Source organism: Nocardiopsis sp. NPDC055824 (assembly GCF_053616335.1).
Genome location: NZ_JBSHDN010000020.1, coordinates 14,630 through 37,398, shown reverse-complemented (window position 1 = coordinate 37,398; position 22,769 = coordinate 14,630). Strand labels below are relative to the sequence as shown.

22 protein-coding genes and 1 tRNA gene are annotated in these 22,769 nt (G+C 67.6%); 7 read left to right on the top strand and 16 right to left on the bottom strand.

Going from position 1 to position 22,769, the window contains the following annotated elements; all coding sequences use genetic code 11:
- Positions 1-419 precede the first annotated feature (419 nt).
- A complete protein-coding gene (locus ACWGL3_RS07410) occupies positions 420-941 on the bottom strand; it encodes a lytic polysaccharide monooxygenase auxiliary activity family 9 protein (RefSeq protein WP_267947450.1) in 522 nt (173 codons plus the stop codon).
- A 567-nt stretch (positions 942-1,508) separates the two neighbouring features.
- Between ACWGL3_RS07410 and ACWGL3_RS07405 the strand changes: the two genes are divergently transcribed.
- Together ACWGL3_RS07405 and ACWGL3_RS07400 are read left to right on the top strand one after the other, a co-directional pair.
- Positions 1,509-2,564 carry a DUF4037 domain-containing protein gene (locus tag ACWGL3_RS07405; protein ID WP_452461055.1) on the top strand — a complete coding sequence of 352 codons (1,056 nt, stop codon included), beginning with the start codon at positions 1,509-1,511 and terminating at the stop codon, positions 2,562-2,564.
- 106 nt (positions 2,565-2,670) lie between these two features.
- The gene (locus ACWGL3_RS07400; protein WP_452461054.1) at positions 2,671-3,486 is read left to right on the top strand and encodes an oxygenase MpaB family protein; all 816 of its coding nucleotides are present in this window, start codon (positions 2,671-2,673) and stop codon (positions 3,484-3,486) included.
- On the opposite strand, the gene ACWGL3_RS07395 is transcribed toward ACWGL3_RS07400, so the two are convergent.
- A complete protein-coding gene (locus tag ACWGL3_RS07395) occupies positions 3,479-6,466 on the bottom strand; it encodes an AfsR/SARP family transcriptional regulator (RefSeq protein ID WP_267947447.1) in 2,988 nt (995 codons plus the stop codon). The two genes, ACWGL3_RS07400 and ACWGL3_RS07395, sit on opposite strands and share 8 nt — an antisense overlap.
- A gap of 129 nt (positions 6,467-6,595) precedes the next feature.
- Positions 6,596-6,757, bottom strand: coding sequence for a hypothetical protein (locus ACWGL3_RS07390; protein WP_267950590.1), 162 nt, complete (start codon positions 6,755-6,757; stop codon positions 6,596-6,598).
- Positions 6,758-7,625: 868 nt separating this feature from the next.
- Between ACWGL3_RS07390 and ACWGL3_RS07385 the strand changes: the two genes are divergently transcribed.
- The 3 genes from ACWGL3_RS07385 (at position 7,626) to ACWGL3_RS07375 (ending at position 9,651) form a co-directional block, all read left to right on the top strand.
- On the top strand, positions 7,626-8,138 hold the full coding sequence (locus ACWGL3_RS07385; RefSeq protein ID WP_267950204.1) for an NUDIX hydrolase: 513 nt from the start codon (positions 7,626-7,628) through the stop codon (positions 8,136-8,138).
- A 187-nt stretch (positions 8,139-8,325) separates the two neighbouring features.
- Positions 8,326-8,760 carry a hypothetical protein gene (locus ACWGL3_RS07380; RefSeq protein WP_267950203.1) on the top strand — a complete coding sequence of 145 codons (435 nt, stop codon included), beginning with the start codon at positions 8,326-8,328 and terminating at the stop codon, positions 8,758-8,760.
- Positions 8,761-8,847: 87 nt separating this feature from the next.
- On the top strand, positions 8,848-9,651 hold the full coding sequence (locus ACWGL3_RS07375) for a DUF2786 domain-containing protein (protein WP_452461063.1): 804 nt from the start codon (positions 8,848-8,850) through the stop codon (positions 9,649-9,651).
- A 211-nt stretch (positions 9,652-9,862) separates the two neighbouring features.
- Here ACWGL3_RS07375 and dnaN read toward each other — a convergent pair whose 3' ends face one another.
- Entirely contained in the window at positions 9,863-11,005 is a 1,143-nt protein-coding gene (gene dnaN, locus ACWGL3_RS07370) for a DNA polymerase III subunit beta (protein WP_267950201.1), read from the bottom strand.
- Between the two features lie 325 nt (positions 11,006-11,330).
- Between dnaN and ACWGL3_RS07365 the strand changes: the two genes are divergently transcribed.
- Positions 11,331-11,419, top strand: a tRNA-Ser gene (locus tag ACWGL3_RS07365).
- Between the two features lie 111 nt (positions 11,420-11,530).
- On the opposite strand, the gene ACWGL3_RS07360 is transcribed toward ACWGL3_RS07365, so the two are convergent.
- From ACWGL3_RS07360 to ACWGL3_RS07315, 10 genes are all read right to left on the bottom strand, one after another.
- Positions 11,531-12,730, bottom strand: a complete 1,200-nt coding sequence (locus ACWGL3_RS07360; RefSeq protein ID WP_452461053.1) for a tyrosine-type recombinase/integrase — start codon at positions 12,728-12,730, stop codon at positions 11,531-11,533.
- 18 nt (positions 12,731-12,748) lie between these two features.
- The gene (locus ACWGL3_RS07355; protein ID WP_452461052.1) at positions 12,749-12,952 is read right to left on the bottom strand and encodes a helix-turn-helix domain-containing protein; all 204 of its coding nucleotides are present in this window, start codon (positions 12,950-12,952) and stop codon (positions 12,749-12,751) included.
- Positions 12,949-14,631 (bottom strand): replication initiator, encoded by a 1,683-nt coding sequence (locus ACWGL3_RS07350; protein ID WP_452461051.1) that lies wholly within the window; start codon positions 14,629-14,631, stop codon positions 12,949-12,951. Before ACWGL3_RS07350 ends, ACWGL3_RS07355 begins: the two co-directional genes overlap by 4 nt.
- Positions 14,631-16,058: an FtsK/SpoIIIE domain-containing protein gene (locus ACWGL3_RS07345; protein ID WP_452461050.1), complete on the bottom strand. Its 1,428-nt coding sequence runs from the start codon at positions 16,056-16,058 to the stop codon at positions 14,631-14,633. The genes ACWGL3_RS07350 and ACWGL3_RS07345 overlap by 1 nt, the downstream gene beginning before the upstream one ends.
- Positions 16,058-16,318, bottom strand: coding sequence for a hypothetical protein (locus ACWGL3_RS07340; protein ID WP_452461049.1), 261 nt, complete (start codon positions 16,316-16,318; stop codon positions 16,058-16,060). Before ACWGL3_RS07340 ends, ACWGL3_RS07345 begins: the two co-directional genes overlap by 1 nt.
- Before the next feature lie 106 nt (positions 16,319-16,424).
- The gene (locus ACWGL3_RS07335) at positions 16,425-16,829 is read right to left on the bottom strand and encodes a plasmid replication, integration and excision activator (RefSeq protein WP_452461048.1); all 405 of its coding nucleotides are present in this window, start codon (positions 16,827-16,829) and stop codon (positions 16,425-16,427) included.
- A 114-nt stretch (positions 16,830-16,943) separates the two neighbouring features.
- Complete coding sequence (locus ACWGL3_RS07330) at positions 16,944-17,684, bottom strand: GntR family transcriptional regulator (RefSeq protein WP_452461047.1); 741 nt, start codon at positions 17,682-17,684, stop codon at positions 16,944-16,946.
- A gap of 215 nt (positions 17,685-17,899) precedes the next feature.
- On the bottom strand, positions 17,900-18,331 hold the full coding sequence (locus tag ACWGL3_RS07325; RefSeq protein WP_452461046.1) for a hypothetical protein: 432 nt from the start codon (positions 18,329-18,331) through the stop codon (positions 17,900-17,902).
- Positions 18,328-18,570, bottom strand: a complete 243-nt coding sequence (locus ACWGL3_RS07320) for a hypothetical protein (protein WP_452461045.1) — start codon at positions 18,568-18,570, stop codon at positions 18,328-18,330. The genes ACWGL3_RS07325 and ACWGL3_RS07320 overlap by 4 nt, the downstream gene beginning before the upstream one ends.
- A gap of 621 nt (positions 18,571-19,191) precedes the next feature.
- Positions 19,192-19,971 (bottom strand): GntR family transcriptional regulator, encoded by a 780-nt coding sequence (locus ACWGL3_RS07315; RefSeq protein WP_452461044.1) that lies wholly within the window; start codon positions 19,969-19,971, stop codon positions 19,192-19,194.
- Positions 19,972-20,001: 30 nt separating this feature from the next.
- Here ACWGL3_RS07315 and ACWGL3_RS07310 point away from each other — a divergent pair, with 30 nt between their 5' ends.
- Positions 20,002-20,457 carry an NUDIX hydrolase gene (locus ACWGL3_RS07310; protein WP_452461043.1) on the top strand — a complete coding sequence of 152 codons (456 nt, stop codon included), beginning with the start codon at positions 20,002-20,004 and terminating at the stop codon, positions 20,455-20,457.
- 163 nt (positions 20,458-20,620) lie between these two features.
- Here the strand turns inward: ACWGL3_RS07310 and ACWGL3_RS07305 are convergent, their stop codons facing one another.
- The gene (locus ACWGL3_RS07305; protein WP_452461042.1) at positions 20,621-21,115 is read right to left on the bottom strand and encodes a hypothetical protein; all 495 of its coding nucleotides are present in this window, start codon (positions 21,113-21,115) and stop codon (positions 20,621-20,623) included.
- Positions 21,112-22,524, bottom strand: coding sequence for a DUF3696 domain-containing protein (locus ACWGL3_RS07300; protein WP_452461041.1), 1,413 nt, complete (start codon positions 22,522-22,524; stop codon positions 21,112-21,114). Before ACWGL3_RS07300 ends, ACWGL3_RS07305 begins: the two co-directional genes overlap by 4 nt.
- Positions 22,525-22,769: the final 245 nt, after the last annotated feature.

The window sequence follows — 22,769 nt, the reverse complement described above, 5'->3', positions numbered from 1 at the left end:
GGGGGCCAAACAGGGGACCACCGAAGGCGATCGTCGGTGGACTGTCCCGGACACTGGCGGAGCCCTCTCCTGCTTGGGCCCAGGACACGGCGTCCCTTGGGGAAGGTAAATCACACGCCTTATCGAGTTCGGGACGAAGAGGTCGTGGGTTCAAATCCCGCCACCCCGACCAGCACGAAGGCCGGTCCTACGGGACCGGCCTTCGTCGTGTCGGGGGTCGAGCAGGGGGCCACGGAACACACGGGATCGACGCCTGCCCCACCGTGTCCCCGGGCGGGGGCACGGCCGGCTCCCGTCCCTCCTCGGGCCCGGACGGGTTCCCCACGGACGTCCACGCCCCGGACCACCCGGGCCCGGACACGGGGCGGGCCCCGGTCCGGCCGTGGGCCGGGCCCGGGGCCCCGGTGCAGCCGCTCGGGCTAGCTGCGGATGTTGACGTCGACGCAGGAGTAGAAGGCCATGGGGGTGTCGGCGACGTTCCACACGGCGAGGACCTTCTGGCGTCCGTTGTAGCCGGACAGGTCCACGTTGTGGCGGACGGTCGACGGCGGGCGGGCGCCGTTGTCGTTGAAGCTGGCGACGCGCTGGCCGCCGACGAAGTACTCCCACGTGGCGGTGGAGTGCATGGCGGTGAGGGTCCAGGTGAAGGTCAGGTTGGTACCGACCTCGGTGACGTTCCAGCCGAGGCTGTCGTCCCTGAGCTCGGCGAACCTGCTGTTGCCGCCCGCACAGTCGGTGAGGCCCTTGGGGCCCTCGACGCTCTGCGGCTCCCACTGGATGTCACCGCACTCGACGACGCCGGCGGCGCACTGCGCCTGGCGGCTGGCGGGGGCGGAGACGTAACCGTGTGCGCTGGCGGTGCCGGCGGGCATGAGGGTGAAGATCATCGCGGTGGCGGCGGCGACGGCCGAGGCGGAGCGGATTCTGTTGCGGGTCTTCATGGGGGCCCTTCTGTTCGGGTCACGATCCCCTGCCGGCCCTGCGGCCCGGTCGGGTCTCGTAGCGGGGGTGACCCGGACCGTCTCCGGTCCAGGGGGGCGGAGGGCGTCCACGAGGGCTCGGATATTCCCTGCGAACGTCGGACAGCTCTGTCCTGGAGACTCCGGGCGTCCCCGGAATGTCCTCTCCAACCGTTGCGGAAGACGGTAAGCACCCCGTAACCGGACGTCAAGACTCCTGTTACGAGGGGGTACCGCGTCCCACCCGTACCGCTGGGACCGCCCATTCGGCCCGGTCGCGGGCTGGTCCTGCCGTCGCCTCCACGGCACCAGAGCCATGAACTGGAAAGATACTTAACAGAATGGGGCCGCGGTCTGCCGCGTCACTGCTATACCAATGCCCCCAGGTGGGACGTTCAGCACCAGACCTGTCCTTGAAGACATAATTTTCTTACCCCGCCCCACGGGCCCCTCTCGCCCCGCACCGGGACGGGACCGCGTCGGCCTGCGGGCGGTGGACCCGGTCGAACCCCGTCGCCCTCACGGCAGCGCCCGTCTAGGCTCACCGGCATGCCGCCAGACTTCCTTCCCGGCCTCGACCTGTCCCGCGCCCTGTACTCGGAGGCGGTCGCCCCGCTCCTCCGGGCCGAGCACCCGGACCTCCCGTACGCCGCCGCGCTGGTGGGTCCCGGCTCGGAGGTCCTCGGACTGGACACCGCGCGCTCCACCGACCACGGCTGGGGACCGCGCCTCCAGCTCTTCGTCTCCGATCCCGGCGCCAGGTCCCGGGTGCTGGAGCTGCTCGAGGAGCGCCTCCCCGAGCGGGTGCGCGGCTGGCCCGTCCGGTTCGCCCCCGGCGACGGCCCTCCGCAGACATGGCTCCCGGACGCCGACCACCCCGGCGGGCGCCACCGGGTGGAGGTCGTCGACCCCGGCGCCTGGTTCGGCGCCCACCTGGGCTTCGACCCCCGGTGCGGGGTGTCCGTCAGCGACTGGCTCGCCACCCCCACGCAGCGGTTGGCGGAGGCGGTGGGCGGCGCCGTCTTCCACGACTCGGCGGGCGACCTCACACGGTCCCGGCAGGCCCTGGACTGGTATCCGGACGACGTGTGGAGGTACGTGCTGGCCTGCCAGTGGCAGCGGATCGCCCAGGAGGAGGCGTTCGTCGGCCGCTGCGCCGAGGTGGGCGACGTGCTCGGCGCGCGGGTGGTGGCCGCACGCCTGGTCCGCGACCTCATGCGTCTGGCCCTGCTGCTCGCCCGGCACTACCCGCCGTACCCGAAGTGGCTGGGCAGCGCCTTCTCCCGGCTTCCCGACACGGCCGAACTCACCCCGCTCCTGACCCGGGGGCTGGACGCGGACCCCGCGGCGCTCGCCGACGCCTGCGCCCTGGTCGGCGAGAGGCAGAACCGGACAGGTCTCGCCGCGCGCCTGGACACCCGCCCCCGCCCCTTCCACGACCGCCCCTGGCCCGTGCTCGACGCCGCCCGGTTCGCCACCGCGCTGTCGGAAAGGGTGGCGGACCCGGAGCTCGCGGATCGGCCGCCGGTGGGCGCGGTCGACCAGCTCGTGGACAACACCGACGCCCTGACCAGCCCCGGGGTGTTCCGCTCGCTCGGCCCTTGAACAGCGTGCGCCCGCCCTGCCATCCCGGCCGCGGACCGGGCGTACCGCCGGGCGGACGGACGCGCGTCCCGCACAGGGCACGGCCCGTTGTCGTACCATCCGAGGCATGGGCCGATCATCCGATGAGACACCCCTGCGCCGGGCCGGCGGGGAGGCGTGCGCCCTCGGCGGCGCGGGCTACGCCGTGCTGCTCCAGATCGCCCACCCCAGCGTCGCCCGGGGGGTCCACGACCACAGCTCCTTCGCGTCCCGGCCGTTCGCCCGCCTGCTCGGCACGCTCTACTTCGTGTACGGCACGATCTACGGCACCGAGGAGGAGAAGCGGCGCCTGCACGCCATCGTGCGAGCCATGCACCAGAAGGTGACCGGCCCCGGCTACCGGGCTCTCGACCACGACCTGCTGCTGTGGGTGGCCGCCACCCTGTTCCACTCCTCGTCCCGGCTGAACGCGATGGTGTTCGGGGAACTCGGTGCGGAGGAGTACGCCGCCTTCCTCCGCGAGGCGTCGGCGTTCGCCACCGCGCTGGGCCTGCCGGAGGAGGAGTGGCCCGCCACCCCGGCGGAGTTCGACGCCTACTGGGAGGCGGGCATGCGCGCTCTCCGCGTGGGAGAGGAGGCACGGAGCATCACCCGGGAGCTCTTCCACCCCGCCTCCGCGCCCCTGCGCCCGCTGATGAGGGCCCAGCTGCTGCTGACCGGCGGGCTGCTCCCCCCGGACCTGCGCGAGCAGTTCCGCATCCCGTGGTCGGACGCACGGCAGCGCCGCTTCGACCGGGTCGTGCGGGTGACCCGGGCGGTGTACCCCCGGGTGCCCCGGCCCGTGCGCTTCCTGCCCGTCACCCTGTCCCTGTGGTCCATGCGCCGCAGCGGCGGGTGGCTGGGACCGCGCCGTGCGCGGAGGCTCCGGAGGATCGTCAGCTGAGGGTCTCGGAGAGGGCCGCGAGGGTCTCCCGCGCCTGCTCCGCCTCGGGCAGGCCCAGCTGCGTGAAGATCTCCTCGGCCTCCCGGAGGAGCGTGTGGGCCCGGTCCGGGGCCACCGCGGGTGCGGGCAGCCCGCCCAGGGCGAGCGCGGCGCAGGCGATCGTGTGCGTCTCGTTCCTGTCGACGGCGACGGCCCGCGACCTCTCCAGCTCGACGGCCGCCTCCTCCGGCCGGCCCGCGACCGCGTAGGTGACACCGAGGTCGTGGAGGATCTCGGCGTCGCCGCTGTGGTCGCCGGACTTCTCCGCGAGGGCCAGGGCCTCCGTGTGGGACGCGATCGCCTCGTCCCAGCACTCCGCCGCCCGGTACGCCCGTCCGAGGGAGTTGCGGACGAAGATCTGGTGGGCGACCAGGCGCAGCCGCAGGGAGAGTTCGAGCGCCTCGTTGAGGTCCCGGAAGGCGAGCTCCAGTTCGCCCAGGCCGGTCCTGGCCTCCCCGATCACGCGCTTGGCCACCACCCGCGTCTCGGCCTGGTCCTCCTCCACCGACTTGAGGATCGCCTGCTCGGCGCAGCGGATCGCCTCCCGGTGGTCCCCGAGCGTCTGGCGCAGTACGGCCAGGTTTCCCCACTGGAGGGCCTCGATCCGGTCGTTGCCGAGCTCCGAGGCGTAGTCCAGGACCCCCTGGATGGCCGCGGCCGAGTCCGCGAAGCGGCCCATCCTCTCGTAGACCATGCCGAGGTTTCCCAGGGCGCGGATGATACCCCTCCGGTCCCCCACCGACTCCAGCAGGCCGTGCGCCTCGGTGAGGTAGGCCATGGCCTCCTCGAAGCGACCGGAGATGTAGTGGGCGATCCCCAGGCCGATGAGGGTCACGGCACGGCCGCGCTGGTTGCCCTGCTTGCTGTTGATCTGGAGAGCGCGCTCGTGCGAGCTGACCAGCAGGCCCATCTCACCGTGGAGGGCGTAGAAGCGCCACACGGCCTCGGCCATCTTCCAGGCGCGGTCCTCGTTGTCCTTGGAGGCGAAGTACTCGATGGTGTCGGCGAGGTTCTCCTGGTGGAGGGAGAACCAGCCCTCCGCGTCCTCCCTGCCGCCGAGGTCCGTGCGGTATCCGGGGCGCTCGTCCTCGGCCGCGTCCCGCACGCGCGGCCCCAGGAGGGAGGCCGCGTGCTGCGCCGTCACCAGGTAGTACTCGGCCAGGCGGGCCCTGGACCGGTCCGCCGTGGCCCCGTCGAACTCCGACGTCGCCCTGTCCAGGGCGAACTCCCTGATCAGGTCGTGCATCCGGTAGACGTCGCCCTGGGGCTCGTCGAGCAGGCACATCCCGACGAGTTCCTGGAGGATGTCGTCGGCGTCCTCCACCGTCATGTCCAGGAGCGCGGAGGCCCCGGCCAGGTCGATGGTGCTCCCGATCATCAGGCCCAGGGTGAGGAAGGCGTGGCGCTGCCCGGGGTTGAGGCTCTGGTAGGAGAGGTCGATGGCGGCCTCGACGCTCTGGCCCTCGACCTGGAGCTCACGGAACTTGCGGTTCTGCTCGCCCAGCCTCCTGGCCACGTGCAAGAAGGACCACTTCGGCCGGCTGAGCATCCGGCCGGCGATGACCCTGAGCGCCAGGGGCAGGCCCCCGCAGATGCGGACGATCTCCCGTGCCTGCTCCGGCTCGCGCCGGACGCGCTCCTCGCCCAGGATGCGGCCGAAGAGCTCCAGCGACGACTCCTCGTCGAACATGCCGAGGGAGAGGAACCGGGCGCCGCTGAGACCGGAGAGCTCGTTGCGGGTGGTGATCAGCGTGAGGGCCCCCGGCGAGGACAGCAGCAGGGGGCTGACCTGCGCGTAGCTCGCCGCGTTGTCCAGGATGAGCAGCGCCTTGCGGCCCATGAGGGTCGCCCGCCAGAGGGCCGACCGCTCGTCGAGCGACTCGGGCACCGCCTCGGGCTCGACGCCGACCGCGCGCAGGAGGGCCCCGAGGGCCGAGGAGGGGTCCAGGGGCTCCTTGTTCGAGGTGTAGCCGTACAGGTCGAGGAACAGCTGGCCGTCGGTATAACGTTTCGCGGCTTCGTAACCGAAACGGACCGCGGTGGTGGTCTTCCCCTCGCCGCCGGCTCCGGTGATGACGCAGACCTTGGCCCTTCCGTCGCCGGTGACGGCCATCTCCTCGAGCTGGCGCAGGGGACCCTGCCGCCCGGTGAAGTCGGGGAGGTCGCGGGGGAGGTCGTTGCGGACCAGGTAACGAAACCCTGATTCCGTTGGCGCTCCGGCCGCCGGCTCCTCCCGGTCGGCGTCCTCCTGGAGGATCCGGGCGTGGAGGGCGGTGAGCTCGGGGCCCGGGTCGACCCCCAGTTCGTCGGCGAGCCGGGAGCGGAACTCCTCGTAGACGGCGAGCGCCCTGGCCCGCTCGTTGTCCCGCCACAGGGCGGTGATGAGCAGGTGGTGCAGGCGCTCGCGGAACGGCTCCTCGCTGACCAGGGGGGTCAGGCGGGAGGCCACCTCCGCGTGGCGGCCGAGCTCCAGGGAGCAGGTGGCCCAGCCGACGACGGCCGACCACCGCTCCTCGCGCAGGGGGGCGACCACGGAGTAGTCGAGGTATTCGGAACCGACCCCGGAGAAGGGCACCCCGCGCCAGCACGAGAGCGCGCGGTCGAGCAGGTCGGCCCTCTCCTGCGGCTCGGCCTTGGCCGCGGCGTCCCGGAGGCCCCGGAACCGGTGCAGGTCGACCGTGTCGGGGGCCACGTCCAGGGCGTAACCGCCCGAGGTGGTGGCGATGCTGTCGGGGAGGATGCGGCGGAGGTGGGAGATCTGGACCTGGATGACCGAACGCGCGGTACGCGGCGGGTCGTCGCTCCACAAGTAGCCGATCAGCTGGTCGACGGTGACCTCACGCCCGAGGTGGACCAGCAGGGCGCCCAGTACACAGCGCTGGCGCGGACCGCCGACCGGTATCGGTCGGCCTCCGGACCAGACGGTGATGGGGCCAAGCACGCCGAATTCCACAAGCAGCAACCCTAGCAAGCGACATTGCGGAAAAACGGGATGCGGACATGCCAACGGCTCCGAGTACCCCCCTCCACCCAGGTACTCGGAGTGACCGCTGGACCACCCTGCCGGACGCTACTCGTCCTGGCTGGGCTTTTCCTGCTCGGGAGCACTCTCGACAGGCTTCTGCTCGGCCGGGGGCCTCTGCTCGGGGTCCGGCTCGCGCAGCGGATTCATCCTCGCCACAGGAGTCGCGTCGGCGATGATCGCCTCGAACCGCTCATCCACGGTCAACATCTCCGGCACACGAACTCCTCTTCTCACCGCACTCGTGTAGAGCCGCAATGTGGCCCTACGTCGCCTGTGAAGCATCAAACGGACTCACCGCCCTCCGGCGGACCGGCCACCCGCGGCGAGTCCCGCCTCAGAACACACCACGGGTGGCATGTGTCCAACGAACGTCGCGCTGGTAGGCGACCATGAGCCGTCCTCTCATGGAGGCCTTCGCGTCGAACGAGTTCCACACTAGAGAGATCTTCTTCCACCGCGCTTTCAGTCTTCTTTCAGCGCCGGAATCGGTGTGGCGTCGGCCGTTGTTCGCATGCCGTTCACTCTTACCCCGTCCCACCGGCTCCTCACCACCGCTTGGCCGGTTGCGGACCGCCGACGCAGGGCGAAGACCCCCACACCGTGGCGTCATGGCAGGTGGGAACCCCTCGACCCGGGACCGGAAGGGGCTCGCCTTCCCACGGGAAACCCCGCGACTTCCGCGACGCGCCCGCGTCCCCGCACCCGTGCCGAAAAGCACGAAAAAGCAAAAATCCCCACGGGGAAGGCGATACCGCTTCCGTATATGCTCCCGGTATCCCGATAACGGCACCGCCTCCATTCGTCTCCTCCGGGTCCGGCGCCGGCCTTCGCGCCCGCGCCTCGCGGTCCGCCGCGGCCGTTCCCCCGGGACCCCCGGCTCCCCTCCCCCGCACGAGCCGCCCGTCCGGGCGGCGGCACGCGGTATCCGCCCCGTACAACGGAGAAGTGCTGCGGAGGCCTCCGGGCGGGCCATAGGTTCGGAGGAGCACGGGCATGATCGCCCGTGTCCGATCGTTGTGCACGGGAGGACGGACGTCCCCCGTGGTCCGGAAGGGAAGCCGATGTGGAGGACGTGATGCTGGAGGGCGACGGAAACGGCTGGGTCAGTCTGCCCGACGGTTCCCGGCGGTGGGGGGTGTACGGCGCGGCCGGCCTGCTGCTGTACACCACCGACGTGGCCGGAACCGGCCACGTGCTGCTCCAGCACCGGGCCGGGTGGACGCACATGGGCGGGACCTGGGGCATCCCCGGAGGCGCCAGGAACAGGGACGAGACGCCGCTGGAGGCCGCCGTCCGGGAATTCCGGGAGGAGATCGCCGGCGACCTGGGCGAGTACACCCTCGTGGGCGTCCACGAACAGGACCTCCAGGTGTGGCGCTACGACACGTTCCTGGCCAGGGTCGCGGAGATGACGCCGTTCCGGCCGGGCAACACCGAGAGCAAGGAGGTCCGGTGGGTCCCGGTGGACCGCCTGGAGGCGCTGCCCCTGCTGCCCGCGTTCCGCACCGCCTGGCCCCGTTTGTCCGCGGACCTGTCGGCGTCCTCCGACGGGAACCCCGGTGGTCCGGGCACTTCCGCGACCGGCTGATCGTTGCCCCTCCGAGGGCTCCCGTCACCCGGTGCCCTCGCTGCCGCGGATCCGGCGATGTGCCGGGGCGCGGACTCGGGGGTAAGTCAGGGACGGGCCCTGATGCGCGTGGAGCCCCGAGACTGCATGCTGGAGCGGACGGCCCGTCGAAGAGCGGTCGTCACGCGATTCGACTGGAGCAGTGGACATGACGCTGGAGCGCGGTAACGCATTCACTCCCGTCGCCTCGGCGACGATGATCTGGCCCTGGACCACCTCGGTCCTGGGGGGCGCGGCCGGTGGTGCCCTCTTCTTCCTGCTGAACCTGGGCGCCGGCGCCCTCTCGTCCGGGCTGACCGCCGCGGTGATCTTCTTCGCACTGATCGGCGGCGTCGGCGGTGTGATGCGCCAGAAGGCCGACCGCCGGGGCAGGCGCTACGCGGCCACCTACCCCTTCCGCTACGCCGCCGTGCCCGCCGCGGTCGGCGGTGCGGGCTACGCGATCGTCAGCTACGCGACCTCGATCCTGGCCGCCCCGATCGCCGGGCTGTTCGGCGCCCTGTTCGGCGGGTTGCTCGTCGCGGCGGCGATCTGGGTCACCGTCGGGCTCATCGCGATGGTGGTCGGGAACAAGAACGCCTAGGCTCGGTGTTTCCCGCCGGTGGCGGGAACTGGACACTCACCGACGGGAGACAACCGGGCGCCGATGACTGAAGCTGCTCGTCAGAAAATGGTCGAGCGGGTCCGAGGGCTCCTCCGCATGGCGGAGGACCCCTCGGTGACTGACGCCGAGAGCCAGGCGTTCACCGCCAAGGCCGCCGAGCTGATGACCCGCCACGCGATCGCGGAGGCCGAGGCCCGCGCCGAGAGGGGCGAGGAACCGGACGCGATCAGCCGCATGGACTACACCGTCGCAGGGGTGGGCGGCCACGGAAAGGCCCGGGTCCGGGCACTGGCCGACATCGCCGCCGCCTACGGCTGCCAGTCGGCGGTCAGAGGCAACAACTCCGAGAACACCGACCGCGTCATCATCCTGGTGGGGACGGTGAGCGCGCTGGACGCGCTGCGGATGCTGATGCCGTCGATCTCCATGCAGATGGAGTCGTCGGCCAAGTTCATGAGTTCGTCGCACGTGGCGGACATCCGCGAACTGCGCAACTACACCAGGTCGGAGCTGGAGACCGAACGCAAGCGCTACTACCGGTCGTTCGTGCGCGCCTACGGGCGTGCGGTCGCGGAACGCATTCGGGAGTTCCGGGCGCGGTTGCAGGAAATGGCCGCTCCGGGGGGTTCCGACGGGTCCAGTGAGAGCGTCGACGCGGCCCGCGGAACGGAACTGGTCCTGCTCAACGACGTGAACCGCGTGCGTGAGGAGTTCCAGAAGCAGTTCCCCCAGTTGCGCAAGCACCGGCCGGAGCGTACGCACAGCGCGGCGGGCTACCGCGCGGGGTACAGACGGGGGCGCCAGGCCGAACTCGGGCTGGACACCCCGGTGAGCCGCGGGGGGACGTCCACCCTGGCAGAGGGCGAATAGGGCTCACCGCCCCGCGTTGTCCACAGGCTGTGCACAGAACCGCCCCTCGTGATGTTTTCGCATGTCAAAGCAGAAATGCGAGAGTCCACCAGGGGTGGTTCGGGCGTTCTCTGCAGACGATTACCCCGGGTTATCCACAGGAAGTTCGCCTTCCTGTGGATAACTCTGTGGATAAGGCGCGGCCGACGTGGGAAAAGGCCTCAATCCCTGTTCAGGACACCCGCAACGGTTGAACCAGATAGCGGAAGGACGGGTTCTCCCCCTCCTCGGCGGGAACGTCGGTGAACACGGCGGGTTTCGTCTGCTCGGTGAAGTTGAGGTACGCGGTGTCGGTCTCCACCGCCGTCAGACCGTCCATCAGGTAGTCGGGCCGGAAGGCCATGCGCAGCGGCTCCCCCTCGTAGGAGACCTCGATCGCCTCCACCGCCTGGGCGTCGTCCCCCGAACCCGCCTCCAGGAGGACCTCCCCCTCGGTGAACGCCAGCCTCAGCGGGGTGTTGCGGTCCGCGACCAGCGCCACCCGCTTGACCGCCTCCGCCAGAGGGCCGACCGCCACCTCGGCGCGGGCCGAGAACTCCTGCGGGAACCACGAGGCGTACTTGACGAACTCGCTGTCGATCAGCCGGGTGGTGGTGCGGCGCTCACCGTTCCCGAAGCCGATCATCCCCTCCCCCGGCGACAGGCCCGCACCCCCGCCCGGCGTCCCCGAGGACAGGGCGATGTCCACGTCGGAGCGGTTGACCAGTCCGCGCACGGTGTCGTACAGGGTGCGCGCCGGCACCAGGGCCGCGGTGTCCACGCCCTGGTCGGAGGGGTTCCACCGCAGGTCGCGCACGGCGATGCGGTAGCGGTCGGTCGCGACCACGCTGAGGGAGTCGCCCGTGAAGTCGAGGTAGGCGCCCGTGAGCATGGGAAGCGTGTCGTCCCGGCTCGCGGCCGGGGCCACCTGGCGCACGGCTGTGGTGAAGGCGTCCGCGGACACGGAGCCGATCAGGCCGGGCATGCCGGGCAGGGAGGGGTAGTCCTCCAGCGGCATGGTGATGAGGGTGAAGCGGGCGGCGCCGCCGACGACCCGCAGTTTGGCGCCGTCGGTGTCGATGTGCACCGAGCCCGGGGGGAGGTTGCGCACGATCTCGGCCAGGAGGCGGCCCGGGACGAGGGCGGCTCCGGACTCCTCGGAGAGGACGTCCACGGACGCGCGCGTGGAGACCTCGTAGTCGAACCCGGACAGGTGCAGCGCCGAGCCGTCCCCGGAGACCTCCATCCGGATCCCCGCGAGCACGGGCACCGCGGGACGGGTGGGCAGTGCCCTCGCGGTCCAGGCGACCGCCTCGGCGAACGCGTCGCGATCCACTCGCAGTTTCACGGGTCGGCCTCCTCGTAGGTGTCGTACAGCGTCAACCTACCCAGGGGCTCCGACAAGCGACCGGCCCCGTCGCCGGGGTCGGACCTGTGGAGACCCCGGTCGGACCGTGCGGAAGGGGTGGTGCGACCGGGACCGGACCGGGGCGCCTCCGCCGTAACGGCGTTCGTGTCCGCCATGCCCCCGCAGTCGCTGCCGGGCGGCCCCCGGGCCCCGCCCTCCCGTGCCGCCGACCACCCCGGAACCGGAGCGGGAGATCCCCGCGAAGCCGCCCGTCCCCGTGGGCTACCATGACTGGCGGAGAGTCACTCTCCCGGGAGGGTTCGCATAGCGGCCGAGTGCAGTGCTCTTGAAAAGCACCAAGTCCTTGACGGGGCTTCATGGGTTCAAATCCCATACCCTCCGCAGAACCCGCAGGTCAGCAGCTCGCGGGAGAGACAGAGAAGGCCGGTCGCCCGGCTCCATCGCACATTTATCGCACATGGACCAGGCCACCGGCTTTCGCCGTTCCCGGGGTCAGGCGGCAAGGACCCTCTGCCGAGCGGCGTCCATCGCGTCCGCGACCTCGTCCAGGCGGTCGGGGAACAGGTGCCCGTACCGGTCCAGGGTCATGGTCGCGGTCTTGTGGCCGAGCATCGCTTGCACAACCTTGACATCCGCGCCGGCGGCGATGGCCAGTGACGCGGCCGTGTGCCGGAGCTTGTGGGGGGTCAGTCCCCTGTCTCCCAGTTCCGCCGCCTGCACGGCCAAGGAGAACTCACGGTTGCGCCAGTTCCGGATGCGCAGCGGAGCGCCCCGCCTGGTCGTGAAGAGCAACGCGTCCACCGGCCGACCTTCCACGAAAGGTCGCAGCTCGGAGACGAGCGACCTGGGCACCGGCACGGTCCGGAACTTCCCGTTCTTAGGAGCCTGCTCGACGAGCTTCCCCTCAACCTCGGCGAAGGTGACCACCACCCGCACACGCCTCCTGTCCAGATCGACCCTTCCCACGCGCAGCGCGGCGGCCTCACTCCACCGCATGCCGGTGTAGGCCAGGAGCAGGATGAGAGCGCGGCTCACCCTGGCCGACGCGAGTTCCTGCCCGTACTTGGTGCGCAGTGTCAGGGAGGCGTTCGCCAGCGCCTCCACCTGGGCGTGGTCGAGGTAGACGTGTTCGGCCTCGGAGGGTTTGGGCAGCGGTACGCCCCTGGCCGGGTTGAAGGGAATGCGCCGGGGGACGCACCAGCCCAGGACCATCGACAGCACGACGTGCGCGTGCCGGGTCTGGGAAGCACCGAGGTTGCTACCGCCCTCGTCCCGGGGTTTCTGAAGCTCTGCCACCCATACGGCCACGTCTTCGGTGTGGATTGCCGAGAGGCGGAGGTCTCCCCAGCGCGGCAACACGTGGTTGTCGAGCACTGCACGGTACTGCCACCAGGTGGACCGTTTGATGTCCGTGCGCGTGCTCAGCCACTTCTCGGCCATCTCGGCCACGGTGACCTTGGCGTCGTGCGGGTTGCGGTAGGAGCCCTCGTGGAGGCTGTTCTCGATCTCGGTCTTCTTCTTGTCAGCGTCGGGCTTCTTCTGAAAAACGCCGCCGCTCTTGATCTTTCCGGAGGGGTCGTAGTAGCGGACCCACCACCGGCCGGGCGGCGTGCGCTTGGTCGCCTTGGCCTTCTTCGCCGCCTCCACGTACGCCTTGTCCTTGGTGCGGTCATAGACCCACGCGCGAGCCATGGGAGTTCCTTCCGTGGGTTACTGGGCGAGGACCCAGGAGCGGACTTCTCCGGGGATGTAGCGGACGTATCGGCCGATGCGGTGGGAGGGCGGTCCGTCGCCCTTGTAGCGCCACTCGTAGAGGGTCTTGGGCGGGACGCGGAGGTAGGCGGCGGCCTCGGTGACGGACCAGAGCGGGGACGCCTCGCTACGGGGGTTCGGGACGGTCGGGGGACGGTTCATGCGGCCTCCAGAGGTCGGGTTGCCGAGTGTCCGGTGTCGCGGGCAGCGGCGAGCTGCGAGCGGCGTTTGAGGGCTTCGCCCACAGCCCGGAGTAGGCGTTGCTCCCGAGGGGCCACGTCGGGATCGGTGGGACGGGCCAGCTCCCAGGAGAAGGAGCCGGAGGCCACCGTCAGCAGCGGCGGGCGGTCGTCCTCGTCGCCCTGGCCGTCGTCGCCGGGGGTGACGCCGAGGGCGTTCAGGACCCAGGTGAGGCGGTCGGCTTTGTGGTCGGCGAGGGTCTTGCCGGACCATTTGCGCGAGACCAGGACGCGGCGGCCCGCGTAGCCCAGGTGTTCGCGGCGGTGGGCTTTGGAGCGGCAGAACCCAGGGCGCATACCCGGTTTGGCCTCGTCCGGTTGGACCCCGTAGCGGAGCCAGTTCGCGCACCGGGGCGAGCAGGGTTCGAAGCGGAGCGCGTCAAGGAGACGGTCCACGTGCTGTTCCTGCCGGTCGGTCTCGGCGGCGTGGCACTCGGCGATGTCCTTGGTCAGGTACTTGGCCAGGTAGCGGACGCACCGGTCGGCGTCAGCGGACCCGGCGACCACGCCTTTGGCGTCGACCTGTCGGCCGAAGCGCACCACGTGATGGGGTTGCGGGTCGGGGTCCTCATCCAGGGCGTCCAAGGCCTCGTCCCACGTGGGGAGCAGTTCGCCCGTGGTCGGGTCGAGGAAGGTTCCCGCAGAGGCGTCCCATTCGGGAAGGCGGTCGCCGTCGAAGCGGACCGTGTCGGCGTTGGGCCACCAGACCTGGTGGTAGGTGGCGGCGGCGATCTGGCGCAGCTCTGCCCGGGGGAGGGTGCCGCGTGTGGCCATGTGCAGGTGCGGGGCCAGGCGGCGTTGGGGTTCGACGGCGGCGAAGTACTGGACGTCGAACCCGGCGACCCGTCGGAGGTTCTGCACGAACCGGTCGACGAGCTTGGAGAAGTGCAGGGCGTCCCGGGCGGCACGCCGGTAGTCGTAGGTGGCGAAGTCCACCGGGGTGCCGTCCGAGCGGACCCGCCCGTAGGAGTCCAGGGTCAGGGTGATGAAGAGCGAGGGCCGGAACACCTTCCCGGACGTGGGATCGGTGTAGGCCCGGCCGACCGTCTTCCTCGTCATGGGCCGCTTGGGCAGGTCGGGGGCGTCCTGGCGGCGTTTGGTGGAGCGCACCCGGCGCGGCTTGGCCGCAGCGGCGTCCGAGGAACGGGTCACCGAGCCCCGCAGCCCGGAGGCGGTGATCTCCTCGTCCAGGTCCGCAATGGCGGCGTCCAGGGCGGCGAGCTGTTCGGCATCAGCGGTACCGGTGGCGGCGAGCCGGTCTCGTTCGGCTGTCATTACGGCCCGCTGTTCCACCCAGCCCCGTTGCGTGTCAGTGGGCGGGTCGGGCTGGACCACGGGTTCGGTGTCCAGGTGCCAGCCCTCTTCACACTGGGTCCGCCGCAACGACCGCTTCCGTTTCGCGCAGGCCGGGCAGCGCGATTCCAGCGTGGACCCGCACGGCACGTCGATCACCGTCGTCTCACCGGTGGCGATGTCCGTGCGCCGAAGGGACACGGGGCGGATGCACACGCCGTGGTCGGCGGCGACCTGTTCGGCCACCTCACGCGCCAGGGGTTGCGCGAGCCGTTCGGCCCGGGTGGACTTCCCCGTAGGCGTCGGCATCAGGCCTCACCTCCCTTAAAGGTGGAGAGGCCGTACACGTCGGCCATCTCGGCGATGTCGTCGTCTGAGACGTACGCGGCCCGGACACGGACCGGGGCGGGTGAGCCTTCGAGGCGGACGTATCCGACACCGGGAAGGGTGGGGTCGATCAGGTGGGCGTTCGCGCCCCGGTCGCGTGCCCCTTCCCCGAGGACCATGTCCACCTGTGAGGCCTCGTCCAGCCGCAGGGCGACCTTGTCGGGGAAGAGGTTGCGGAGGTTCATGACCTCCTTGCGGGGGTCCTGCAAGGCGGCCAGGACGGCGAAGCCGACCGAACGCCCCTGTGAGGTCAACGTGGCTATGGCGTTCTCCGCGCGGCGTCGGACGTCCCGGTCGGGGTGGTAGGCGGTCAGGAACGCGACCTCGTCCAGGACCACGACCACGAACGGATCAGTCCGGGTCGGGGTGTGGGAGCGGTGCTTTCCTGCGTAGCGCTCGGCCCGCGCCTGCATGTCCCCTACCGCCTGTTCCAGCAGGGCCACCGCGGTTTCTCCGGTGTCGGCGTAGTGGGCGAACAGGCCCCGCCCGTAGGACAGCTCCATGCGCTTGGGGTCGATCGCCCAGATCCGCACCGTCCCCTTGGCCACAGCGGGGAGCATGGCGCGGATGGCGGACCAGATCACAGAGCCCTTGCCGGAGCCGGTGACGCCGGCGACCAGGACGTGCGTGCCGTGCAGGCGCAGCTTCCAGGGTGAGCCGTCCTCACAGCGGCCGACCGGCAAAGCACCCAGGTCCGGAGCGTCGGGCACGGGAAGGGCTTCGAGGGGTTCGGCGAGGGTGTCGTAGCGGGGGAACTCCAACGTGATGCGGCGGGGGCCGTCGATGATCACCCGGCAGGACGGGGCGTTGAAGCCGTGCGCCAGCTCGGCCACGCGGGTCTCGAACTCGGCCGGAGAGGTGCCGGCCACCAGGGTGACCTTGACCCGGTCGGCCCAGGTGTCGCAAACGACGCGGCGGATCCTGGGGAGGTAGCGGCGTTCCTGGTAGGACTGCGCGAGGCCGGAGATGACCAGGACGGGTTGCCAGTGGCGACGGTACACGAACACGTGCCGCCACCACGCCAGCAGCCGCAGCGTCACCCACGTGCGGTGGGAATCCGGCCAGACACGCCACCACACCAGAGACGCCACCGAAGCCAGACCCCACAGACCAGCGAGAGCGGGCCAGTCCCCCAGCCACCACACCCCTGCCGAGGCGGTGACACAGCCAACGAGAACGGGGAAGCGGAACGGCAGGGTGACCAGGAACCGGACCAGCCGGTAGATCCACGAGGCCAGGACGACGATCCCGGGGGTTTCCACGATCGGGGTCGTCCACCGCACGCCCTGAGCGGGAGAGGGCAGGGTCGTGTTGGACTGGGCGGAGCCGACCTTGGAGGTGAACGGCATCACAGGCCACCGCCGCTCAACGTCTCGCCGGTGGCGATCTGGGAGAGGATGCGGTCCCGGTCGGCGCGGGCGCGCTCGGCGCCCTTGGCGGCGTCGGGGTTGCCGCCCCGCTCGGCGAGGGCAGCGAACACCTGGGCCTTGAAGTCGAAGAACGCCGCGTGCTCGGCGGGGGTGGTGCGGGGCTTGCCGATCTCGGCCAGGAACACACGGACCAGCTGGGGGCCGGTCAGCGTGGACAGGTCGGGGCGGTTGTCGGACATACTGAAGACACCTCTTCACGAAGCTTTCGCAGGGTTCGGGTAGGGGTTCCAGGGGCGGCCGAGGTGTTGGAGCACCAGGCCGCCCCGTCTCATGTGCGGATGGGGGTCAGGCGGCGTCCTTGGCCGGGGCGCGACGTGTTCCGGCACCGCCGGGGGCCTTCACGCCACGGGCACGCAGCGAGTAGGCCACCCGGGGACGGCGGCCGGAGTCGTCGACGTAGGGCATGACCGCCATCGCTTCGAACTCGATCGGCCGGAACGGCAGCCCGGGGACCTCGTCCGGGAGGGTCGGGCAGTGCTCGGCGGCGATCTTGACCTTCACCGACTTGGCCTTGCCCCGCGCCTCGGGATCGGCGTCGATCACGTCCACCGCCCACAGCGGAAGGCCCGTGTCCTTGTCGAGCTGCGGCCGCTTGGTCTCGAAATCGGTGATCGGCTCCACCCCCAGCGCGAACGCACCGTGCGGGAACACGGTCCCGAACGCGACCGATACAGCACCCTGAATAGCCATCTCTCAGCCTCTCATTTCATGTCCACTCAACCACTTGTTCGGTCAAGTGGAAGTCAGGATAACCGGCCACACTCGTCCGGACAAGTGGATAGGTGGCCGGTGTTCGATCCGCACTCACACGGCCGGGTAGGAGTCCTCCAGTTCGTGCAGGTCACCGGGGAGAACCACCTCAGCGACCGCGATCACCTCTCCGCCCGCGTTGAGAATCCGCGCGGTGATGCACAGCACCGGAGCACTCTCACCCAGCCCCAGCGACGAGCGTTCCGCGTCAGTGGCCAGGCGAGCGCAGAGGCGTTCGACGACCTTGGAGGGGCGCAGCTGCTTGACCATCTGCACGTGTTCGCGGGCACCGATGCTGATCGGCTGCGTCTCGCCCAGGTCGGTCCCCTCGGCCACGTGCAGGGGGAACCAGAGGGCGACCAGTTCGCTGGGTTGACCCTCGTCCAGGACCAGGCGTTGGCGCATGACGGCCGCGGAGCCCTCGGGGGCGCCGATCGCCTCGGCCACGGCAGCCGTCACCGGGATGCGGCCGGCGGTGAGGATGCGGTTGCGCTTGGCCTCCTCGGAGGCATCGAAAGCACTCGCGCCGGCATGGGAGCGCTCGGAACTCTGCTGAGGCACCCCGCGGACGAAGGACCCGCGTCCGTGTTCACGATCAATCCAGCCCTGCATGCTCAGGATCTGCAAGGCCCGCACGACCGTGGAGCGCCCGGCCCCGAACTCACGGACCATACGGGACTCGGAGGGAAGCATCTCCCCCACCGGATAGGTACCGTCTTCGATGCGCTCTTGGATCGCCCGCACGATCTGCACGTACTTGGGCGGAGCGAACTCCAGACTCGACATGTTGTCCACCTGGTGACTCTAGTACTCGTGTGGTCGAGTAGCTTACTGGTGTTGGTCGTCCCTGTCAGCAGGTGGGGGCACATATGAACCCCACGAGACGACCAGGGAGCACGACGGGAAGCACATCCGCAGGTGTGCACATCGCCGTGAAGGAAGGACCCCGCGTGCCCTGGGCCCCGTGGTCTCGAAAGACGTCAGGGCACGCGGGAGTCGGAGAAGGACCGCTAGAAGGGCCGCCAGTCCTGGGCACGCTGAACCGTGTACACGGTCAGGTTGTCCACCGTGGCCCCGCACACCGCCCGGCGTTCGGCCTCCACCAGCGCCACAGCCACCAGAGCCACGTCGTAGCGGGCCGCCTCGTCCGCCGCGGACAGCACCGGCGGCACGACACGACGGACATGCGTGCACTGGGCACCGCCCACCTCATGGACCAGACCGACGACGTAGGTCAGACGCAGGCGCCGCAGCGCCAGGGCCGGAGGAAGCACGCACCGGTACCGCTGCACCACCGACGCCCCATCGGGGCCGGGGGAGACGGCTTCGTAGGTGATGGACTCCCAGTCCTCGCAGGCCACCCGCACCCGTACGCCCTGTTCACGCGCCCAACTGGTGAGGGATTCACGGCCGGAGACCGGCCCGCAGGCATCGGTGTTCACGTCCGCACCGCCCCGATGGCGATGGCGGTACGCACCAGGTCGCGCAACTCGTCCATGCCGTCGAAGGCGGGAGTCGAACGCGCGATCTGCACCAGCAGGTTGATGCCCCGCCGGTCCCTCTCGGCCCGCTGGGCAATGCGCCGACGTTCCCAGTCCAGGTAGGGGCCGCGCTGGAGGCAGTACGCCCGGGGGTCGTCGCCGTCCATCACGATCGGTTCGGGCGCCGGCCACACCTGCACCCGTGCGGGAGTGGGCAGGTGGAACGGCCTGGGGCCGGTCCGGTGGTGCCTGCCGTGTCGTTTCGGTCCTATCAGAGTCACCAGAGCCCGAATCCGGGCGATAAAGTCGCTCACGTCAGCCTGCTTTCGTCAGGTTGGCCACGCCCCCGGACGCCTGGACCGCGTCGCGGGGGTCTGTTGTCTGTCGACGGTCTCTCCTGGGGCCGGAAGCAGATCCGGCCGGAGGGTTCTCCGCCCTCTCGCGCTAGGAGCCCGTTCCGGTCCCGCGGCATGCCGTGCAGGACACGACGCGCGTGGCCGGTTCCTGGGCGTTCGAGGAACGCAGCACGACCAGGCGTCGCGAACGGACGGTCTTTCGGCCACGTCCACGGCACGCCCTGCACCGCTGCGGCTCTGAAACGGCGACGGCATCCACGAAGCACGCTCCCGGTGGATTGGCGGTGCCACGTCTCCATAGCGAGGAGGGCACCGCTCACAACAACGGACTACTGCACTCTCATGCACATAAGAACAACCCATGCACTCATGTATATGAGTAGTGAGATAAGAGTGCCTGACTCATGTACATGAGTCAACCCTCTTGTGTGGAGACGCCGAACCACGGCACCCCACACCCTGCTCTCAATCCGTAGCGGGAATCCGGTAGTCGAGCACGAACTGGTCAGCCGCCATGATCGTGTCGCACACCTCGACCACACGGTCAGTCGTGGTGACGGCATTGCGGGTCAGGTGGATGATCGCAGAGCCGGGGCTCAGAGCCAGCGCACTCGCTTCCTGCTTGGTGGCCAGACGCGCCCGCACGGTCTCGGTGTATTCGGCGAACTCGTGTCCATGCTCTTCCAGCCGCGCGTAGATGCCACCGCCACCGGGGTTCTCCTCGAAGAGCTCGGGGATGTCCCGCGCTACGTCCCACGGCAGGTAGGACGTCGCTTCCTCGGTAGGGGTGCCGTCACTGAAGTAGAGACGGCGGCGGGCAAGAACCTTGTCCCCCCCAACCACGCCCAGGCGCTCAGCGATCTCAGCGGGAGCGGAGACAGGTCCGATGGAGAGGACCTGGACTGTGGGCTTCACGCCGGCCTGCTCGGTCTCCGCGATGTAGGCAGCTTTACCCGCGCGACGGTGGGAGCGACGGAAACGGTCCGACGACTTGCGAGTGACCGGAGGCCGGGACTTCACGAAGGAGCCCCTGCCCTGGTAGGTCTCCACCAAGCCGGTCGTGCGGAGCTGGGCGACAGCTTTGCGGACCGTGCCCGACGAGACGCCGTAGCGTTCCATCAGCGCGGTCTCACTCGGGATCTCCTCAGCAGGAGCCAGGCGCCCGGTTCTGATCTGCTCTTCGATGTCGTCCGCAATCTGGAGATACCGGGGCTTCGCAGATCGCGCCCCTACAGTGCTCGTCATAGTCCTTCTGTTCCTCCTATGCTCCTGTACATGAGTAACAGCACCGGAGACAAGCCGTCAACGCCGCTGCACTCCGTGTCCGTAGCGGGAGCCGTCATCCGCGAGGACGGGCGGATGTTGGTGATCAAGCGCAGGGACAACGGCAACTGGGAGCCCCCGGGCGGAGTCCTGGAGTTGAATGAGACCCCGCAGGAGGGGGTTGCCCGCGAGGTCCTGGAAGAGACCGGCATCCACGTCGAGGTGGAACAGCTCACGGGCGTTTACAAGAACATGGTTCGCGGAATCGTCGCCCTTGTCTTCCGCTGTAGGCCTTCTAGTGGCACAGAAATCCCAACCTCCGAGTCTACAGCCGTCGAGTGGGTTTCCCCATATCAAGCTTCAGAGCGAATGTCCGAGGCATACGCAGTCCGCCTGTTGGACGCTCTTGAGATCAACGCACCACATGTGCGCAGCCATGACGGCGCAAGAATTATTTCCAGCCAATGAGCAACCTTTTAATGGAGGATGAAAATTTCTCGATTTCGACTTTCTGCATCAAGATCACCCCCAGGCGCAGTCAATCAAAAAAGCACTACTGTCGAAAGCATACCAAGACCTGAAGTCCACCAATTAAATCCTTCCCACATGCAATGAAATTGAATTCAAGGGTTCAAGAAACTCCCTTGAGACACTCTGGACATAATTGGAAAACTCTAACACCGGCCCCCTCTAGCTCAACGAAAGCATGAAGCCAGTCCGAGTCGGAGCAATTAACAACCTGAGACTCACATTTATCGGCGAGAACAACTGCCACGAATTTCTTGTCTGAAGGATCAAAATCCTGCAATGAATCCGGAATATCTAAAAAATCACCATCTTCGCTGACAGGAACCTCGACAGCAACTACAGCATTCTGACTGGCCTGCCTTCGATGAACGTACAAGAAAAAATGATCGCCAACTCCCGGCTGGCCACTGTAATTACAGTAGTCTTCATACTCAGACAATATCCTGCCGAGGTTATCAACCACAACGACAGCCCCTTGTGTGCAATGCTCAAGGAAATCGACTGCCTGGTCGCTACACTCTCTTGAAACATGGGTTCTCCTCCCATTTGCAGCGATGAGAACATTTGTATCCACAACACTTCTTTGTGGAAATTTCAATTTTTCTCCTTACCAGAGGATCGCTTTTTCCGCGCCGCGCGATTCATCGCCACTGACTCTTCAAGCGAGTTTCCAAAGAAGCCATCAGGCCAGTTCTTAATATTGCCATAATCATCGAGCTCCAATTCTCGAATAGTAGATTTCCTACCTTGAGAATCACAAAAATAAACAGAGCAGTCTTCAGACGAAAATCCCACCCTCTTGTTCCAGTTAATTATCTCACCTTCAGCTATTCTGCGCTGCATCCTAAGCAACAGATGCTCAGAATGGCTCTCAACGATAAGCTGCAGATTTCTAACCTTAGCTGCCTCAATCAGAACGTCCGCAAGGGCACTTTGAACAGCAGGGTGCAGGTGTATCTCCGGCTGCTCGAGCATCACTATAGATTCTTCGGGGACGTAGGCGAGTAGCACCAATACTGGTAGCACCTGACTGACGCCAAAGCCGACGTCCGTGAGAAGCACCTCCGAACTATACTGGCTCTTTTTAACAAGAACCCGATATAGCGAGTTTCTATCATCCACGGCTTTTACGTCAAACGAGTATATCAACCCCAATTGCTTAAGCCATTCTGCCACGTGCTGCTCTACGGTAATTCTTCGAACAGCCTGAAGTACGCCATTTTTCTTTTCAATATAGGCTCTTGTATTAGTATTCCCATCGGCCTGACTTGAAATAAGTGCTTCGATGGACTTTTCCCCGCGGTGGCCGACATCCATAGGACGACCACCTGCCCAAGAATATTGCCGCTTGGGGTCGTCCCGAAGCGGCCCAAGATAATAAATTCTGTCAAAAAGCCTCTCGAGGTCTAGCTCGAGATCAGAAAGAAAAGACGCGTTCTGATAATACGCACGAACCTGGTCCGGAAAACCATAGAATTTCCTTGGAGGAGGAAGTGGCCAAGCCCTCCCAGGGGTTCGCTTTATCCGGTATCCTTCACTCGATAGTTTATAGCTATTAGTCTTTGAATGCATCAGAGAAAAACTAAGTCCATCTAGAACATACTTCAGTTTTTCCACTCGAATGTCAGACAGATGCTTCTTCACTTCAACTTCGAATTCAATCGCACTCCCCTGGAATATGGGAGGAGAATTCTTCTTGTCTAGATTGGGAATAACAACTGGACTCTCGGGAGTCCACGCCACCGATATACCCAGGCCTGAGTTTTCACTGTGAGAAAATAGGATATCGTTGAAGTTGCCGAGCTCAACCATTGAGTCAGGCCTACCGAAATCAAAGACACTTCTCATGTCGGCAGATTCAGCTGTCTGCTTCATGAGCATCAGACTCTGAAGAATACTAGTTTTTCCAGAGGAATTAGAACCAAAGAAAAGTGTTATTTTGCTGAAATCGATATCTCCGGTTTCTTGCCATGATTTAAAGTTCCGAAGATTTAGCTTTTCTATCATTTAATTAATCTTCCTAACCGGTGCTCCGATGGCCCCTCTGCCGAATACACCCTTATGAGATCAAGGCGACGGCGCGAGCGCCGTCGCGGCGGCCAGCAGCCTCCGCTCGGGCTGCGGGCTGCCGCCCGGTCCCAAGCGTGCGGCCACATGCCCGCACACCCATGACTCTCCTCGGACAAGTCCAAGGCTGAGGTGGACTAGAACTGCCCGAGAGGACCATAGTGAACCAGGACACATGCATCCGT